The 15871-nt window shown below is 39.2% G+C and carries 18 protein-coding genes; 13 read left to right on the top strand and 5 right to left on the bottom strand.

Annotated features, from left to right (window positions below; translation table 11 throughout):
• Positions 1-55: 55 nt before the first annotated feature.
• The gene (gene srmB / locus HMPREF0693_RS04955) at positions 56-1411 is read right to left on the bottom strand and encodes an ATP-dependent RNA helicase SrmB (protein ID WP_004243902.1); all 1356 of its coding nucleotides are present in this window, start codon (positions 1409-1411) and stop codon (positions 56-58) included.
• Positions 1412-1679: 268 nt separating this feature from the next.
• Between srmB and trmN the strand changes: the two genes are divergently transcribed.
• The 12 genes from trmN to acpS all read left to right on the top strand — a co-directional run bounded on the left by trmN (position 1680) and on the right by acpS (position 12294).
• Positions 1680-2438 carry a tRNA(1)(Val) (adenine(37)-N(6))-methyltransferase TrmN gene (gene trmN, locus HMPREF0693_RS04950; RefSeq protein ID WP_004243900.1) on the top strand — a complete coding sequence of 253 codons (759 nt, stop codon included), beginning with the start codon at positions 1680-1682 and terminating at the stop codon, positions 2436-2438.
• 300 nt (positions 2439-2738) lie between these two features.
• Positions 2739-3317, top strand: coding sequence for an RNA polymerase sigma factor RpoE (gene rpoE, locus HMPREF0693_RS04945; protein WP_004243899.1), 579 nt, complete (start codon positions 2739-2741; stop codon positions 3315-3317).
• A gap of 37 nt (positions 3318-3354) precedes the next feature.
• Complete coding sequence (gene rseA, locus HMPREF0693_RS04940) at positions 3355-3978, top strand: anti-sigma-E factor RseA (protein WP_012368140.1); 624 nt, start codon at positions 3355-3357, stop codon at positions 3976-3978.
• Positions 3979-4026: 48 nt separating this feature from the next.
• On the top strand, positions 4027-4998 hold the full coding sequence (gene rseB / locus HMPREF0693_RS04935; protein ID WP_004243896.1) for a sigma-E factor regulatory protein RseB: 972 nt from the start codon (positions 4027-4029) through the stop codon (positions 4996-4998).
• 12 nt (positions 4999-5010) lie between these two features.
• Entirely contained in the window at positions 5011-5475 is a 465-nt protein-coding gene (gene rseC / locus HMPREF0693_RS04930) for a SoxR-reducing system protein RseC (protein ID WP_004243895.1), read from the top strand.
• 321 nt (positions 5476-5796) lie between these two features.
• Positions 5797-7593, top strand: a complete 1797-nt coding sequence (lepA, locus tag HMPREF0693_RS04925) for a translation elongation factor 4 (RefSeq protein ID WP_004243894.1) — start codon at positions 5797-5799, stop codon at positions 7591-7593.
• Positions 7594-7607: 14 nt separating this feature from the next.
• Complete coding sequence (gene lepB, locus HMPREF0693_RS04920) at positions 7608-8579, top strand: signal peptidase I (protein WP_004243893.1); 972 nt, start codon at positions 7608-7610, stop codon at positions 8577-8579.
• 195 nt (positions 8580-8774) lie between these two features.
• On the top strand, positions 8775-9455 hold the full coding sequence (gene rnc, locus HMPREF0693_RS04915) for a ribonuclease III (protein WP_004248457.1): 681 nt from the start codon (positions 8775-8777) through the stop codon (positions 9453-9455).
• The gene (gene era, locus HMPREF0693_RS04910; RefSeq protein WP_004243892.1) at positions 9452-10360 is read left to right on the top strand and encodes a GTPase Era; all 909 of its coding nucleotides are present in this window, start codon (positions 9452-9454) and stop codon (positions 10358-10360) included. The genes rnc and era overlap by 4 nt, the downstream gene beginning before the upstream one ends.
• 12 nt (positions 10361-10372) lie before the next feature.
• Entirely contained in the window at positions 10373-11113 is a 741-nt protein-coding gene (recO, locus tag HMPREF0693_RS04905) for a DNA repair protein RecO (protein ID WP_004243889.1), read from the top strand.
• A 69-nt stretch (positions 11114-11182) separates the two neighbouring features.
• The gene (pdxJ, locus tag HMPREF0693_RS04900; protein ID WP_004243888.1) at positions 11183-11914 is read left to right on the top strand and encodes a pyridoxine 5'-phosphate synthase; all 732 of its coding nucleotides are present in this window, start codon (positions 11183-11185) and stop codon (positions 11912-11914) included.
• Complete coding sequence (gene acpS / locus HMPREF0693_RS04895) at positions 11914-12294, top strand: holo-ACP synthase (RefSeq protein WP_004243887.1); 381 nt, start codon at positions 11914-11916, stop codon at positions 12292-12294. Before pdxJ ends, acpS begins: the two co-directional genes overlap by 1 nt.
• A gap of 29 nt (positions 12295-12323) precedes the next feature.
• On the opposite strand, the gene HMPREF0693_RS04890 is transcribed toward acpS, so the two are convergent.
• Positions 12324-12584 (bottom strand): YfhL family 4Fe-4S dicluster ferredoxin, encoded by a 261-nt coding sequence (locus tag HMPREF0693_RS04890; protein ID WP_004243886.1) that lies wholly within the window; start codon positions 12582-12584, stop codon positions 12324-12326.
• 312 nt (positions 12585-12896) lie between these two features.
• On the opposite strand from HMPREF0693_RS04890, the gene tadA reads away from it, so the two are divergent.
• Positions 12897-13427: a tRNA adenosine(34) deaminase TadA gene (gene tadA / locus HMPREF0693_RS04885; RefSeq protein WP_004243882.1), complete on the top strand. Its 531-nt coding sequence runs from the start codon at positions 12897-12899 to the stop codon at positions 13425-13427.
• Positions 13428-13446: 19 nt separating this feature from the next.
• On the opposite strand, the gene HMPREF0693_RS04880 is transcribed toward tadA, so the two are convergent.
• Genes HMPREF0693_RS04880 through HMPREF0693_RS04870 form a run of 3 tightly spaced genes read right to left on the bottom strand, consistent with a single transcriptional unit; the run spans position 13447 to position 15858 of the window.
• A complete protein-coding gene (locus HMPREF0693_RS04880; protein ID WP_004243880.1) occupies positions 13447-13995 on the bottom strand; it encodes a fimbrial protein in 549 nt (182 codons plus the stop codon).
• Positions 13995-15068, bottom strand: a complete 1074-nt coding sequence (locus HMPREF0693_RS04875) for a fimbrial protein (RefSeq protein ID WP_004243878.1) — start codon at positions 15066-15068, stop codon at positions 13995-13997. Before HMPREF0693_RS04875 ends, HMPREF0693_RS04880 begins: the two co-directional genes overlap by 1 nt.
• A 25-nt stretch (positions 15069-15093) precedes the next feature.
• Positions 15094-15858 (bottom strand): fimbrial biogenesis chaperone, encoded by a 765-nt coding sequence (locus HMPREF0693_RS04870; protein ID WP_004243877.1) that lies wholly within the window; start codon positions 15856-15858, stop codon positions 15094-15096.
• Positions 15859-15871: the final 13 nt, after the last annotated feature.

Raw genomic sequence — 15871 nt, 5'->3', positions numbered from 1 at the left:
GTTATTTAATAACGACGGTTTTTATTATGGTTCAAAGTAACGTAAAGAAGACAGATTATTGTTGCTCTGTTTTTATATGATTAGTTTTTTCCGCAGTGATGGTGGTTTTATCAGTAGCGGTTTTACGGCGTTTACCAATATTTTTACGATCGCGTGCGCGTACTTTCTCTTTTACGTTTTTTTTCTCTTCTACTTTTTTCGCTTTGCGTTTTGCTAATACTTTTTTAGAAGGCTTAAATGATGCTTTTTGACTAGGGGCTTTAGTCACTGGACGTAATTGGGCTACAACACGATATTTAATCGGCTCTTGGATATAACGGCTAATTTTACCAAGTAGCGGATAATCGTGTGCTTCAACTAATGAAATGGCAGTCCCTTTACGACCCGCTCGACCTGTACGGCCAATACGGTGTAAATAAACATCAGCGGTGCGCGGTAAGTCAAAGTTAAAGACGTGGGTGATATCTTCTAAATCAAGACCTCGAGACGCCACATCTGTCGCAATCAGCACATGCATTTTGCCAGACTCTACACGTTTAATCGCTTCGTTACGTTGTGTTTGAGCCATTTCGCCTTCAAGGTAGCTGGCTTTGATACCTTGTTTTTCTAATGCTGCGGCTAATTCTCTGACTCGCTCTCTTTTACGTACAAAAACAATCGATTTTTTAACTTCTTCTTGTTTGAGTAAATGTGCAAGTAAGGCAGTTTTATGGTCAAGATTATCTGCATGATAGTAAAATTGTTGAATTTTTTTACGCTCACGACGAGAAGGGTCAGCGTTCAGTTCAACCGGTTCATTAAGAATTCGCTGTGCAAAATCAATCACAGCATTGCCTTCTAATGTGGCTGAAAAGAGTAATGTTTGTTTACGCCAACGAGTTTCCCCAGCAATAGTTTCAATATCGTTAGCAAAACCCATATCTAACATACGATCAGCTTCATCGAGGATCAGCATTTCAACAGCACGACAGTCAAAGTTCTCTTCTTTGATGTACTGCAATAAGCGACCTGTTGTAGCAACAACAATATCTTGGTTCTCACTAAAAACTTCTGCGTGATTCATATAAGCAACACCGCCGGTGATAGTGGCGATGTCTAGATGGGTATGAGCACATAATTCTTTTGCTTGATCAGCGACTTGCATAGCAAGTTCACGGGTTGGGGTTAAGATCAGAACACGAGGCGGCCCTGATTTTTTTCGTGGATAATCAAGTAAATGTTGAATAGCAGGAAGTAAGAATGCCGCTGTTTTCCCTGTACCCGTTGGTGCAGAGCCTAATATATCACGTCCTTCCATTGCGGCAGGGATAGCTTCTGCTTGGATAGCAGTAGGACGTTGATATCCTTTTTCTTCTAATGCGGTCAATAAACTTTCATCAAGTTCAAGACTGGAAAATGTCGTGGCTGTCATTGTATACCTCTATTTAGGGCGCGGATTTTGACATTATCCTCTGTTAAAAGCCAGAGGATTTACCGCTATCACATTATATATCATCGATTGTTCCAGCTATGTGTTGTTTTTTAGGCTTAAAGTCAATAAGCAAGCATCGAATATAAAGCGTTTAATGTTAAGATAGAGGTAGCAAAAAAGTTATCTTACCATATATCGCTTTTTCTATTGTATGGATTGCATTCATTCTAAGAATAGAAAGAGTTATACAAATCATTAGAGCGATTCAATGAAGCAAAAGAAAGTAAAGAAAGCAGGTTTACGCAAAGGCGGGTTTACATTTAAACAATTTTTTGTCGCTCATGATAAGTGTGAAATGAAAGTGGGTACTGATGGCGTTTTATTAGGTGCTTGGGCGCCTATCACTAAAGCAAAAACGGTGCTCGATATTGGTACAGGAAGTGGATTAATTGCCTTGATGTTAGCGCAACGTGCCCCGCAGGTTGAGCGTATTGATGGTATTGAACTTGATGAAGATGCCGCATTACAGGCGCGTGAAAATGCGCAACAATCACAGTGGAGTTCGTTAATCCATATTTATCATCATGATATTTATCAATATGCGCAACAAGCGCCAACTCGCTATGATCTTATTGTGAGTAATCCACCCTATTTTGAGCCGGCGGTTGCATGCCGTAACCAAGAGCGCGAGCAAGCCCGTTATACGAAAACATTGACCCATGAAGGTTTGCTTGATAATGCACAACAACTTATTACAGATGAAGGCCTATTTTGTGTGGTGTTACCCTATTTAATCGGTGAACAGTTTATTGAAATCTCACAAAGAAAAGGGTGGAATGTCGTGCAGCGAGTCAATATTAAAGATAGTGCAGATAAGCCTTACCATCGCATATTGCTAGCCTTTCAAAGACAGTATCAAGGCGAAACTAAACCATGTAATATTGAAGAGCTGATTATCCGCAATAATGACGGTCATTACACAACCCAGTTCCAATCTTGGGTCACAGATTTTTATTTATATTATTAAAGACTAATGTTGCCGTTAATATTACATTGTTTAAGATTGTATATATTGTTGTAAATAAAGGTATATATTTAAATTATCACATTGTGTTATCGCTTTTTTCTTGGCAAATTGCAGATTGGTTGGTGATTACAACGACAGTTTTTTGTGATTCATCTCTTATTATTATAATTGAATTGAACTTCATTCTATTTTAATGCTCTAACGTAAGTAGCTCATAAAAACGAGAAGGAATAACGAGAGTAATATGACGGAGTCATTGAAAAATAGTTTGAGGCTTGACTTCGGGAGAGTCCATCTCTAATGAGCGAGCAGTTAACGGACCAAATGTTGGTCGAGAAGGTACAACTGGGTGACCAGAAAGCGTTTAACTTGCTAGTTATCCGCTATCAGCACAAGGTAGCAAGTCTGATTTCCCGTTATGTACCTCAGGGTGATGTGCCAGATGTTGCACAAGAAGCCTTTATAAAAGCCTATCGAGCTATTGGATCATTCCGTGGTGATAGCGCATTTTATACATGGCTTTATCGCATCGCTGTGAATACAGCTAAAAATTATCTGGTAGCACAAGGGCGGCGTCCGCCTTCAAATGACTTAGATGCGAGTGATGTTGAAAATTTTGAAACATCAAACGCATTAAAAGAAATTTCGAACCCTGAGAATTTAATGTTGTCTGAAGAGTTACGGAGAGTAGTTTTTCAAACCATAGAGTCGTTACCCGAAGATTTAAGGGTTGCTATTACACTTCGGGAACTTGACGGCTTAAGCTATGAAGAGATAGCCGTTATTATGGATTGCCCTGTAGGTACAGTTCGTTCACGTATTTTTAGGGCGCGAGAAGCTATTGATAATAAGGTTCAACCATTAATACAAGAGTTATAAGATGGCTGAACCCTCATTCACTGAAGGGTACTTTTACATGCAAAAAGAGAAACTTTCTGCATTTATGGATGGCGAAGTTCTTGATAAAGAATTAATGGGATCGATTGCCCGTGATGAATCTATGAAAGAAACATGGCAACGTTACCACTTAGTTCGTGATGCAATGCGTGGTGATGTAGGAGAGGTTATCCACTTTGATATCGCAAGTCGCGTAGCACTCGCTTTAGAAAATGAGCCAGTCCGCATAAGTCCTGAACAACAGCAAGAGCAGCAACCTGCGCCTTCTCAATGGCGTCAGCACTCTTTCTTACAAAAATTACGTCCTTGGGCTAGCCAGTTAACACAAATTGGTGTTGCTGCCTGTGTGTCATTAGCTGTCATTGTGGGTGTTCAGCAATATAATGGCAACAATAGCGCTGAGGATTTCCAAGTTGATACGCCGGTGTTTAATACTCAACCTATTATGGGGAATGGGGCACCAGTCAGCTTAAATTTACAAAGTGATAATTTAGGCCAAAACCAACAAACACGTCTACAAGAGCGTAATCAACGCCTTGGACTTATGTTGCAACAGTATGAGTTAGATCGCCGTATCTACAATGCACCACAAGATGAAGTGCCTGTAGCATCGCAAAACACAACTCAGCAACAGGCTCAGTAATCATTGTGGTATCAATTTATAATTACGTGTAGGAACAATAGAGTCGTAATGAAAAAATCATGGTTATCCGCTTTACTTTTAGCGGGTTACCTATCAATACCAACACAAGCCTTGGCACAACCTCAAATAGGAAATGCCGAGGCTTTGTTGCAAAAGATGGGTAATACAACGCAAACCGCTACTTACGAATTATCTTTTATTAATATCAATTCTCAAGGTATTGTTCCTATTCGTTATCGTCATGCACTTGTCGATGGTAAACCTGTGGCACAATTGATGCAGATGGATAGCACTCGTCGAGAAATCGTGCAACGAGGGAATGAAATCAGTTATTTTGAACCAGGTTTAGATGCGTTTAGTTTGCGTAATGAACATATCGTTGATTATCTCCCTGCAATCATTTATCAAAATTTTGCTGAACTCGCTGAGTATTACAATTTTATTGATGCGGGAAGAACGCATATCGGCGACATTCCAAGTCGTGTTGTTCGTGTGCTATCAAAAAATAATGACCGTTATGAATATGTCTTATTTATTGATGAAGAGAGATATTTGCCATTAAGGGTCGATCTGCTTGATAAAAATAATGACGTTATTGAACAATTTCGGGTGATCACCGCTAATCAAAATAAAGAAATCATCAGTGAGTTAGATTCACTCAATAAAGTGAATATGCCCCCGCTATTGTTGATCCCCAAAGCCACTCAAGCACTGAATTACAATTGGCGTGTGACAACGTTACCTGAAGGATTTAAAGAGGTAAAACGTAGCAATCATCAAATTGCTGAAAATGAATTTAGCCAATCTATTTTATATAGTGACGGCTTATTCGATTTCTCTATTTATGTTAACAAAAGTGGTCAGCAATTAAATTCCCCCGAACGTGATAAAGCATTGAGATATGGTCGTAATACAATTTATACCTATGATAAAGATGGCAATGAAATTACCTTTATTGGACAATTGCCATTTATAACAGCACAGAAAATCGTCAACAGTGTGGTGTTTACCAAAAAGTAAAAGGTATAAGTTATGGTTAAAGAGTGGGCAACAGTCGTACATTGGCAACAAGGGAGGGCTTTACTACGTTATGGCTCATCGTCCGGTTGCGGGAGTTGCCAAGCTCGAGCAGCTTGTGGCTCTTATTTATTGAATAAAATAGGCCCTGAAACTGTTCATCAGTTAGAACTTCCTGTTGAACAACCTTTAGTGGTGGGGCAAAAAGTGGAAGTTGGTATACCAGAAAATAGTTTACTTCGCTCCGCTATGTTGGTTTACCTTACTCCTTTGTTGGGATTATTTATCGTTGCAGGGATAGCCAGTCTGTGGCTTTCTAGTGAGTTGGCTATTTTTTGTAGTGGTTTAGTGGGGGGAGTGTTAGGCTTTTTATTAGCTAAAAATATTGCCCGCTGGTGGAGTAAAGATGAAGGATTTGAACCTATTATTTTACAAATAGGACTTCCACCTAATGAATTGCAAGTACAATATCAAGAATAATGATAAAGAATGAATATGATAAAAAATGGGGCATAGGCTCCATTTTTTTGTTATTAAACTTATTTTATGGTTCTGATCTTTTTTATTGATAGATAAAAATCAAATTTCTATCTAGTGAAAGTGCAGTTACGATGCATAAATAAAGGTAAGCTTTATCATAAATGTTTGTGTTTGATGAACGTTTCTTTGAGTATAATGTCTCTAGTGTGTAGAATGCGTCATCAATCATAACTCCTGCAATATAGAGTTTTCGCTTTGTGTCCATGAACGACGCTAAAGCCAGATTTATAGAGCAAAGCAATAGAGAAAAATAATTTCAGAATGAAAAACATACGTAACTTTTCCATTATCGCACATATTGACCACGGTAAATCGACGCTATCAGATCGAATTATTCAAATTTGTGGTGGCTTAACAGATCGTGAAATGGCTGCGCAGGTTCTTGATTCTATGGATCTTGAGCGTGAGCGTGGTATCACCATCAAAGCACAAAGCGTAACACTCAATTATACCGCTGATGACGGTGAAGTTTATCAGCTTAACTTTATCGATACGCCAGGACACGTTGACTTCTCTTATGAGGTTTCTCGCTCTCTTGCAGCTTGTGAAGGTGCTTTACTGGTTGTCGATGCAGGGCAAGGGGTTGAAGCCCAAACATTAGCAAACTGTTATACGGCGATAGATATGGATCTTACTGTCGTTCCGGTATTGAATAAGATTGACTTACCTGCCGCAGAGCCTGAGCGTGTCGCTGAAGAGATTGAAGATATTGTCGGTATTGATGCGACCGATGCAGTGCGTTGTTCTGCTAAAACCGGCGTGGGTGTAAAAGAAGTGATTGAACGTCTGGTGAAAGAAATACCTGCGCCAGAAGGCGATCCTGACGCGCCTCTACAAGCACTTATTATTGACTCTTGGTTTGATAATTACCTTGGTGTTGTCTCACTTATCCGGATCAAAAACGGTAAAGTCAACAAAGGCGATAAAATCAAAGTGATGAGTACAGGGCAAGTTTATAATATCGACCGTATTGGTATTTTTACGCCTAAACAAGTTGATACAACATCGCTAAGTTGTGGTGAAGTAGGCTGGGTAGTTTGCGGTATTAAAGATATTCTTGGTGCACCTGTTGGGGATACATTAACAGCCGCACAGAAGCCTGCAGACAAACCATTACCGGGCTTTAAAAAAGTCAAACCACAGGTTTATGCGGGGTTATTCCCGGTCAGTTCTGACGATTATGAATCATTCCGTGATGCATTAGGAAAATTAAGCTTAAATGATGCGTCACTCTTTTATGAGCCGGAAAGTTCATCCGCATTAGGATTTGGTTTCCGTTGTGGTTTCTTAGGTCTTCTCCATATGGAGATTATCCAAGAGCGCTTAGAGCGTGAATATGATCTTGACCTGATCACCACAGCACCAACAGTAGTTTATGAAGTGGAAATGACTAATGGTGATATCATCATGGTTGATAGCCCATCAAAACTACCAGCACTGAACAATATTGAAGAGATCAGAGAGCCTATTGCGGAATGTCATATGTTACTACCGCAAGAATACTTAGGTAATGTGATTACTTTATGTGTCGAAAAACGCGGCGTTCAAACTAATATGGTCTATCATGGTAATCAGGTTTCATTAACTTATGAAATTCCGATGGCTGAGGTGGTATTAGATTTCTTTGACCGTTTAAAATCAACCTCTCGCGGTTATGCTTCGTTAGATTATAACTTCCTGCGTTTCCAAGGCTCCAACATGGTACGTGTTGATGTCTTAATTAATGGTGAGAGAGTCGATGCACTTGCATTAATCACCCATAATGATAACGCACCGTATCGTGGACGTGAGTTGGTGGAAAAAATGAAAGAATTCATTCCACGTCAACAGTTTGATATTGCGATCCAAGCTGCAATTGGCAATCATATTATTGCTCGTTCAACTGTTAAACAGTTACGTAAAAACGTATTAGCTAAATGTTATGGTGGTGACGTTAGCCGTAAGAAAAAACTGTTGCAGAAACAGAAAGAAGGTAAAAAACGTATGAAGCAAATTGGTAATGTCGAGTTACCACAAGAAGCGTTTTTAGCCATACTGCATGTTGGTAAAGATAAATAATTTAAGGAGAAAATATGGCTAGCACGTTTGCCTTGATCCTAACGTTGGCAACGCTAATTACGGGTATTTTTTGGTGTATAGATCGTTTTAAATTAAAGCCAGCCCGTAAAGCGAAGTTAAAACGTTTACAAGAGTTAACGCAGGGAAGTGAGGATCAGCAAGAGTTAGCAAAATCGATTAATAAACCAAGCTGGGCAGAGACATTAGGCTCTCTGTTTCCTGTATTGGCGATTGTATTGATTTTGCGTTCCTTTGTGTATGAGCCGTTTCAGATCCCATCTCGTTCGATGATGCCGACTTTATTAGTCGGTGATTTCATCTTGGTTGAAAAATTTGCTTATGGATTAAAAGATCCTATTACACAAACAACCTTGATTAGTACGGGTAAACCTAAACGTGGTGATATTGCGGTATTTAAATACCCACGTGATCCATCAACTGACTTTATTAAACGGGTGATTGGTTTACCGGGGGATAAAATAGTGTATGACATGACGTCGAAGAAATTACACATTTACCCAAATTGTAATAAAGCAATATGTGATGATGAAATAGCGGTAACCTATGGTACAGCGTATCCTAGTGAATGGACATTACTGTTACAAAGTGTACCTGGTGGTCAACGTATTAGCGGTATGAAATCGATTCCGATTGAAGAGCCAATTTCTACAGCTACGCAATTTCGCCAAGAAGAGAGAATTGAAACGATTGGTGATGTCTCTCATCGTATTATGACTATTCCGGGAGATGTTACTATACCTGAATTTATTCAACCGGGATTACCTCAAGGTACGTGGATTGTCCCTGAAGGTCAGTATTTTATGATGGGTGATAACCGTGATGGTAGTTCAGATAGTCGTTTCTGGGGCTTTGTGCCTGAGCAAAACTTAGTCGGTAAAGCGACAACGATTTGGATGAGCTTCGAGAAACAAGAAAATGAATGGCCTACAGGTGTTCGTTTCAGCCGTATTGGTGGCATTAAGTAATTTTTAACAAAATAGCTACAGCATTCCTTTCTATCTCAGTGTAGAATATGCCACTTCTTTAAACATGATTGGCTCCTGTATAAACAGGAGCCAGTGCAAACGCAACAGTTCTGTTATTCAACCCGATAATATCTCGTTGTTTTTAAACAGGTTTGTTGCGTGTGCTTCAAATTAAGTAATGGAAACTGATCGCACATGAATACTCTATTAGTTAACCAGTTACAAAAAAAACTGGGTTATACTTTTAAACAAAACGAATTACTTTTACAGGCACTTACTCACCGTAGTGCAAGTAGTAAACATAATGAACGCTTAGAATTTTTAGGTGATTCAATTCTAAGTTATGTCATTGCTAATGCGCTTTACCATCGTTTCCCTCGTGTCGATGAAGGGGATATGAGCCGGATGCGTGCAACCTTAGTGCGAGGTAATACCCTCGCTGAACTAGCACGTGAATTTGAACTCGGTGAATGTTTACGGTTAGGGCCGGGAGAATTAAAAAGCGGTGGTTTTCGTCGCGAATCTATTTTGGCCGACACAGTAGAAGCGTTAATTGGTGCTATTTTTCTTGATAGTGATATTCAAAATATCGAAAATATCATCTTAAAATGGTATGAGAATCGCTTGGCTGAAATCAGTCCGGGTGATAAGCAAAAAGATCCTAAAACTCGCTTGCAAGAATATTTGCAAGGACGTCATTTACCACTACCTTCTTATGTTGTTGTACAAGTACGTGGTGAAGCTCATGACCAAGAGTTTACGATCCATTGTCAGATAAGCGGTATCGACCAACCTGTTAAAGGGATGGGTACAAGCCGTCGTAAAGCCGAACAAGCCGCTGCTGAACAGGCATTAATACAATTGGAGCTTGAATGAGCGAAGAACAAACCTATTGCGGATTTATTGCGATAGTCGGTCGCCCTAATGTAGGGAAATCAACATTACTGAACCAATTATTGGGGCAGAAAGTTTCTATTACTTCACGTAAGCCACAAACCACCCGTCACCGTATCATGGGTATTGATACTGATGGTGCATATCAGGCTATTTACGTGGATACCCCAGGCTTGCATATTGAAGAAAAGCGAGCCATTAACCGTTTAATGAACCGTGCAGCAAGTAGCTCTATTGGTGATGTTGAACTGGTTATTTTCGTTGTCGAAGGAACCAATTGGACGCCTGATGACGAAATGGTATTAAACAAATTAAAATCACTACGTTGTCCTGTGCTATTAGCGATTAATAAAGTTGATAACGTTACAGATAAAACCAAGTTACTGCCACATATTGGTTTTTTAAGTCAACAAATGGATTTTCTAGATGTAGTGCCGATTAGTGCTGAAAAAGGCATGAATGTCGATACTATTGCTAAAATAGTGCGTAACTGTTTACCTGAAGCCATTCATCATTTCCCAGAAGATTATATTACTGATCGCTCTCAACGTTTTATGGCGTCAGAAATTATTCGTGAAAAATTGATGCGCTTTTTAGGTGAAGAATTACCTTATTCTGTGACGGTTGAAATTGAACAATTTGTTACTAACGATCGCGGTGGATATGATATTCACGGTTTGATTCTGGTTGAACGTGAAGGCCAGAAGAAAATGGTGATTGGTAATAAAGGCGCTAAAATCAAAAAAATCGGTACGGAAGCCCGCATGGATATGGAAGATTTATTTGAAAACAAGGTTCATCTTGAACTTTGGGTGAAAGTAAAAGCGGGTTGGGCGGATGATGAACGTGCTTTACGTAGCCTTGGCTATGTGGACGATTTAAAATAGTAGGTTACTGAAGTGGAAGGCTGGCAACGTGCATTTGTTATCCATGCTCGGCCTTACAGTGAAACGAGTTTATTGCTCGATTTTTTCACTGAGAATGAAGGGCGAGTGCGCATATTGTCAAAAGGTGCGCGCGGTCGTCGCTCTCCTTTAAAAGGGGCACTTCAACCTTTTACTCCCTTGCTCATTCGTTGGAGTGGGCGAGGTGAGATAAAAACCCTCCGTGATGCTGAGCCTATCTCTTTAGCATTACCATTAACAGGCACAGTACTTTACAGTGGTCTGTATCTCAATGAATTACTTTCTCGTGTTTTGGAAAATGGCACATCATATAGCGCGCTTTTTTTCGAATACTTATCTTGTTTGCAAATCCTTGCTGCCAGTGAAACCACGCCAGAAGCTGCTCTAAGGCGCTTTGAATTAGCGTTATTAACGCAATTGGGTTATGGCCTAGACTTTTTGCATTGTGCAGGAAGTGGTGAACCTGTTTCTGATACCATGACTTATCGATACCGAGAAGAAAAAGGCTTTATTGCCAGTTTGGTGGTTGATCACTATAGTTTTACTGGATTGGAATTAAAATCGCTGGCAAAACGAGAATTTCCTACGGCTGGCACATTGAAAGCAGCAAAAAGGTTTACACGAATGGCCTTGAAACCTTATTTAGGTGGAAAACCATTAAAAAGTAGAGAGCTGTTTCGGCAATTTGCTATTAAAAAGTGTGCGAAAAAAAGCGTATTGATAGAGGATAAATAATATTGTCTTTTTCTTCTCTATGGAATGTGTAAACTAAGGTAATACAACGTTATTTTTCAGGAGAAGAGCATGTCTGATATTCTACTTGGCGTTAATATTGACCATATTGCAACCCTACGTAATGCCCGTGGTACAACTTATCCCGATCCGGTTCAAGCGGCATTTATTGCGGAACAAGCGGGTGCTGATGGGATCACTATTCATTTACGTGAAGACAGACGTCATATTACCGATCGTGATTTAATGCTGATCAGCCAAACGGTTCAAACAAGATTAAATTTAGAAATGGCGGTAACAGAAGAGATGATTGAGATTGCTTGCCAAACTCAACCTGATTTTTGTTGTTTAGTGCCTGAAAAACGCCAAGAAGTGACCACAGAAGGTGGTTTAGACGTGGTGGGTAATGAAGAGAAAGTGGCTGATGCGATTAAACGTTTATCATTAGCGGGGATTAAAGTCTCTTTATTTATTGATCCTGACCATGAGCAAATTAATGCAGCAGATCGTGTCGGCGCTCCTTTTATTGAAATTCATACCGGTGCTTATGCTGACGCTGAAGATGAACAGGCTCAAGAGAAGGAGTTTGTTCGCATTCGTGATGCGGTAACCTATGCAGCGTCTAAAGGTTTAAAAGTCAATGCAGGTCATGGTTTGCATTATCATAATGTACAACGTATTGCTGCATTACCTGAACTTTATGAACTCAATATTGGTCATGCGATTATTGGTCGAGCGGTATTTAGTGGGCTTGCACCAGCCGTTGAAGAAATGAAACGCCTAATGAGAGAAGCGCGTCGCTAATGGCTATTGTTGGTATAGGTATGGATATCGTTGAGATATCACGTATTGAAGAGATAATAGGGCGTTCAGGAGAACGCCTCGCGCGACGTATTCTTACTGATAATGAATGGATTATATATCAATCACATAAACAACCTGTTCGTTTTTTAGCTAAACGATTTGCGGTAAAAGAAGCCGCAGCCAAAGCATTAGGTACAGGCATTCGCTTAGGATTGGCATTTAACCATTTTGAAGTCGCTAATGATGAATTAGGTAAACCAACATTGCACTTTTTAGCTGTGGCAAAAGAGATGGCGCAAAAAGCGGGAATAAATGCTATTCACGTGACACTGGCTGATGAGCAACGTTACGCCTGTGCAACCGTTATTTTAGAAAAATAACGCTTAAATTTATTCCCGATTGCGTTTGCTTAGATTTTGTCAGCGTGGTGGATCAGTACAAACTTTTCCCATAATTCATCTTGCGATTCAGTATGAGCAGGATCGATGATAATTGTATTCGTGATAGGGCATACCGACTGACAAGTCGGTTTATCATAATGTCCTACACATTCAGTGCAAAGATCAGGATTGATTTCATAAATATCATTCCCCATTGAAATGGCATCGTTAGGACATTCGGGTTCACACATATCGCAGTTGATGCATTTCTTCGTAATTAGTAAAGCCATATCAGTCACTTAATATATAAATTATTAAATTACAGTAACTTATATCTTGCACTTATATGTTACTTTTAGTTTATTGGTTGTATTTTTACTGCAAATTGACAGTGTTACTACAAATAATAGAGCACTGCCACACAAAATAAATACACAATTATATACAAAAGAGTGTGAGATTATCATATACGTGAAAGATTCTAAATATATTGATGTTGCAGAGGGGAATATCTTTTACAACATTTCACACGCTAATATCTTTAGTTATCAATCTAAAACAGGCTACAATACCGCGCTGTATAATAATGAAGAGATGTTCTTGTGAATAAAATTAAAGATGATATTTATTGGATGCATAAAGCGATTGAGCAGGCACATAAAGCACAACAACTCGGTGAAATTCCTGTAGGAGCCGTGTTAGTCGCTGATAATAAAATCATTGCTAAAGGTTGGAATCACTCCATTATTGATAATGATCCTACTGCACATGCGGAAATTATGGCATTGCGTAAAGGTGGGAAACATCTACAGAATTATCGCCTACTTGACGCCACATTATATATCACGTTAGAGCCTTGCGTTATGTGCGCTGGAGCAATTGTACATAGTCGTGTAAAAAGAGTGGTCTATGGTGCATCTGATCTAAAAACAGGTGCCGCAGGCTCATTTATTGATATTTTGCAACATCCCGGAATGAACCATAAAGTTGAAATAACATCGGGTGTTTTAGGTGAGGAGTGCGCACAACTCTTGAGCCAGTTTTTTAAGATGAGAAGGGCTGAAAAAAAACTACTGAAACAACAGCAACGTTTAATTACTCAAGGTTTAATCATACAAGAGAAAGCCAAATAGCATCTATTTGGCTTAATTGTTATTGGTAATTGAGTGTATAGGTTGCTTGTGCTTGAAATGGTCCTGTGAGTATCGTTTGATTTTGAATAGCTGATGATGTTGCTTCAACATAGGCCATAAAATCAAATTGTACTCGTTTATTATTAAGCTGTTGAGGAGCACTTGGTTTTTTTAATTCAATAATATTATGTGCCTTGTCGGTAAAAGCGATGCCAATACTTTTCGGATCTTCTGAGCCACTCCCAGTAACGGCTATATGATTGGGCATTGTTGAATGCGCTTGACCATCTAATGTGATAGTGACACTTTTATAAATATCTTGGCTACAATTTTCTAAACTGATACTAAAAGCAACGGGGTTGCTTTTTTGTAGTGAATAGAGATCTTTTGCAGATATTTGTTTGAAATCAATAACTTTATTTTCATCTCCCGCAACAATCGTACAGCCATGTGCAACAACAACACCTTTAAATTCCATCTCTCCACCAATAATATCAGTGGCAGCAAAAGTGTTCGGAGAGAGCAATAACAAGCAAGTTATAGCTGACTTTATTATGCTGTTTTTCATTACATAAACTCCGCAATGAGTGTCGCATGAGCTGAAAACTCACCTTCAGTAATTTTACTGCCCGCTTTGGCGATGGGGGCTGCACTTACTTCCCAATTTCCGTTGAAATTATTGAGTTTGCCAACCGAGAAATATTGGTTAGGTGGGATAATCGTACCTGACTTATCTCTTAAGACGATACCTAAGTTACTTCTATCTACAGAGCCTGTTGTACCAAGGTAGTTAGAATCAAAACTCGCAATACCTGAGCTACCTGTCTGAACTTTAAACATTATTTTGCTATTAGGATCGGTAAAGCTTCCCCCTTCGCACTTGATGGGAATGTTGCGAGTAATTTTGTAGTTTTGCCCATTGAGATAATCAGAGGTATTTCCCACATTACCAAAGTCAAAGGTAATTGGTGAACCATTATTAAAAATACATTTATCTTTAGTGGTAATGATCCCCGAGGTGATCACTAATTTAGAAATGGGCTCTGAGCCATAGGTTTTTGGCGCACCGCTGTGACTTACCATGGCATACATTTGTGCAAGAGATTGCCCATTAAGACTGACACCATTAATAATGGGTTTTCTTAAACGGAAGGTGAGTTGACCGCTACTTCCTGAGGAAATATGCGGTTTAGGCGAAGAGGGTACTCTGCAACCTTGTTGGTTATTTCTATTATTAGGTATGTCAGAAAAGGGCACCGTGGGTAAAGGATTAGGCCCCCAAATTTCAAAATTAATTTTGATATCAACATACTCATTTAATTGATAAAAATTATTACCAACAGGGGGTAAATCAGTCGTTGCTTTAAAATAGGTTAATGCACGATCATAGATACGTGAGTTAGGACAATATACTGTCCCATCATAGCGATCAGGCAACGAAAAGTTTACTGTTGCTAATTCTCCTGCTTTGTTATTAGGAAAGGTGGTGTGATCTAATACTGCATAGAAAATATTAGGGCCACCATTGGTTCTCACTTCACCTTGTAAATAAGCAACTGCGTGCAACGGCATTAAAGAAACAATGCCGGCACAAAATAGCATTACTGATTTGGAATGAATGTTTTTTTTATTGAGGATCATTTTATTCCTACCGGCATCAAGTTTATTAATATTTAGGTTGTTGATCTTTAGGGGCTACTTTGCAGCTATCTTGCTGACATACAAATTTGAGCTCTGGGTGTCCACCGTAATCATTTACATACATCATATAAAACTGATTAACGTTACTGGTTTTTACTGGTATATCCAGTGAAGCTTTTGGCGCAACCATTAATCCTGGGAAGGTGGTTAATTTATCGCTATCCTCACCATTTAATTTATTAGAAAGTGAGATAATCGTGATGTAATAAGGGGTTGGATTATTAACAATAAATTTATTACCTTGTTTTTTAAACACCAGTTGATCTTGCCAAACCATTCCCGGTTTTTCAGGTACTATGGCACTAGGGCGATAGAATAATTTAATGCGTGACTGCATCGCCATCTGTAATACGTTGGCTTGTTTTGGTGCGGGTGGAATTTCACGCACATTTAAATAAAACAGTGATTCTCTATCTTGAGGTAATAGCCCAACTTCAGCTGTTTTTGTAATGCGAACTACGCCTTTTTGAGCACCATCAAGGCGTTGTAACGGTGGAAGTGCCACTAAGGGTGAAGAGATCTTCTGCCCATTTTCATTTTCAACCCAAGATTGCGCTAAAAAAGGAATATCAGGGCTGGTATTTTTTAAATTAACACTGGCTGAGTTTTCATTGCCCGTTAATACAATACGAGTTCTATCCAGTGAAACACCCGCTTGCGTTGTATTCACTAGACTCAGTGCCAGCAAAGAGCCACAAAATAGTGTTTTTAGTGTGCTGAATGAGTTCATGTTAATTATCTCT

Source organism: Proteus mirabilis ATCC 29906 (assembly GCF_000160755.1).
Taxonomy (GTDB): domain Bacteria; phylum Pseudomonadota; class Gammaproteobacteria; order Enterobacterales; family Enterobacteriaceae; genus Proteus; species Proteus mirabilis.
This window is presented reverse-complemented; position numbering and strand designations above follow the sequence as displayed.

What these genes read in the sequence shown, in the direction of transcription:
- srmB (WP_004243902.1), bottom strand. Translation starts at nt 1,411, where the DNA reads ATGACAGCCACGACATTTTCCAGTCTTGAACTTGATGAAAGTTTATTG.
- trmN (WP_004243900.1), top strand. Translation starts at nt 1,680, where the DNA reads ATGAAGCAAAAGAAAGTAAAGAAAGCAGGTTTACGCAAAGGCGGGTTT.
- rpoE (WP_004243899.1), top strand. Translation starts at nt 2,739, where the DNA reads ATGAGCGAGCAGTTAACGGACCAAATGTTGGTCGAGAAGGTACAACTG.
- rseA (WP_012368140.1), top strand. Translation starts at nt 3,355, where the DNA reads ATGCAAAAAGAGAAACTTTCTGCATTTATGGATGGCGAAGTTCTTGAT.
- rseB (WP_004243896.1), top strand. Translation starts at nt 4,027, where the DNA reads ATGAAAAAATCATGGTTATCCGCTTTACTTTTAGCGGGTTACCTATCA.
- rseC (WP_004243895.1), top strand. Translation starts at nt 5,011, where the DNA reads ATGGTTAAAGAGTGGGCAACAGTCGTACATTGGCAACAAGGGAGGGCT.
- lepA (WP_004243894.1), top strand. Translation starts at nt 5,797, where the DNA reads ATGAAAAACATACGTAACTTTTCCATTATCGCACATATTGACCACGGT.
- lepB (WP_004243893.1), top strand. Translation starts at nt 7,608, where the DNA reads ATGGCTAGCACGTTTGCCTTGATCCTAACGTTGGCAACGCTAATTACG.
- rnc (WP_004248457.1), top strand. Translation starts at nt 8,775, where the DNA reads ATGAATACTCTATTAGTTAACCAGTTACAAAAAAAACTGGGTTATACT.
- era (WP_004243892.1), top strand. Translation starts at nt 9,452, where the DNA reads ATGAGCGAAGAACAAACCTATTGCGGATTTATTGCGATAGTCGGTCGC.
- pdxJ (WP_004243888.1), top strand. Translation starts at nt 11,183, where the DNA reads ATGTCTGATATTCTACTTGGCGTTAATATTGACCATATTGCAACCCTA.
- acpS (WP_004243887.1), top strand. Translation starts at nt 11,914, where the DNA reads ATGGCTATTGTTGGTATAGGTATGGATATCGTTGAGATATCACGTATT.
- HMPREF0693_RS04890 (WP_004243886.1), bottom strand. Translation starts at nt 12,584, where the DNA reads ATGGCTTTACTAATTACGAAGAAATGCATCAACTGCGATATGTGTGAA.
- HMPREF0693_RS04880 (WP_004243880.1), bottom strand. Translation starts at nt 13,995, where the DNA reads ATGAAAAACAGCATAATAAAGTCAGCTATAACTTGCTTGTTATTGCTC.
- HMPREF0693_RS04875 (WP_004243878.1), bottom strand. Translation starts at nt 15,068, where the DNA reads ATGATCCTCAATAAAAAAAACATTCATTCCAAATCAGTAATGCTATTT.
- HMPREF0693_RS04870 (WP_004243877.1), bottom strand. Translation starts at nt 15,858, where the DNA reads ATGAACTCATTCAGCACACTAAAAACACTATTTTGTGGCTCTTTGCTG.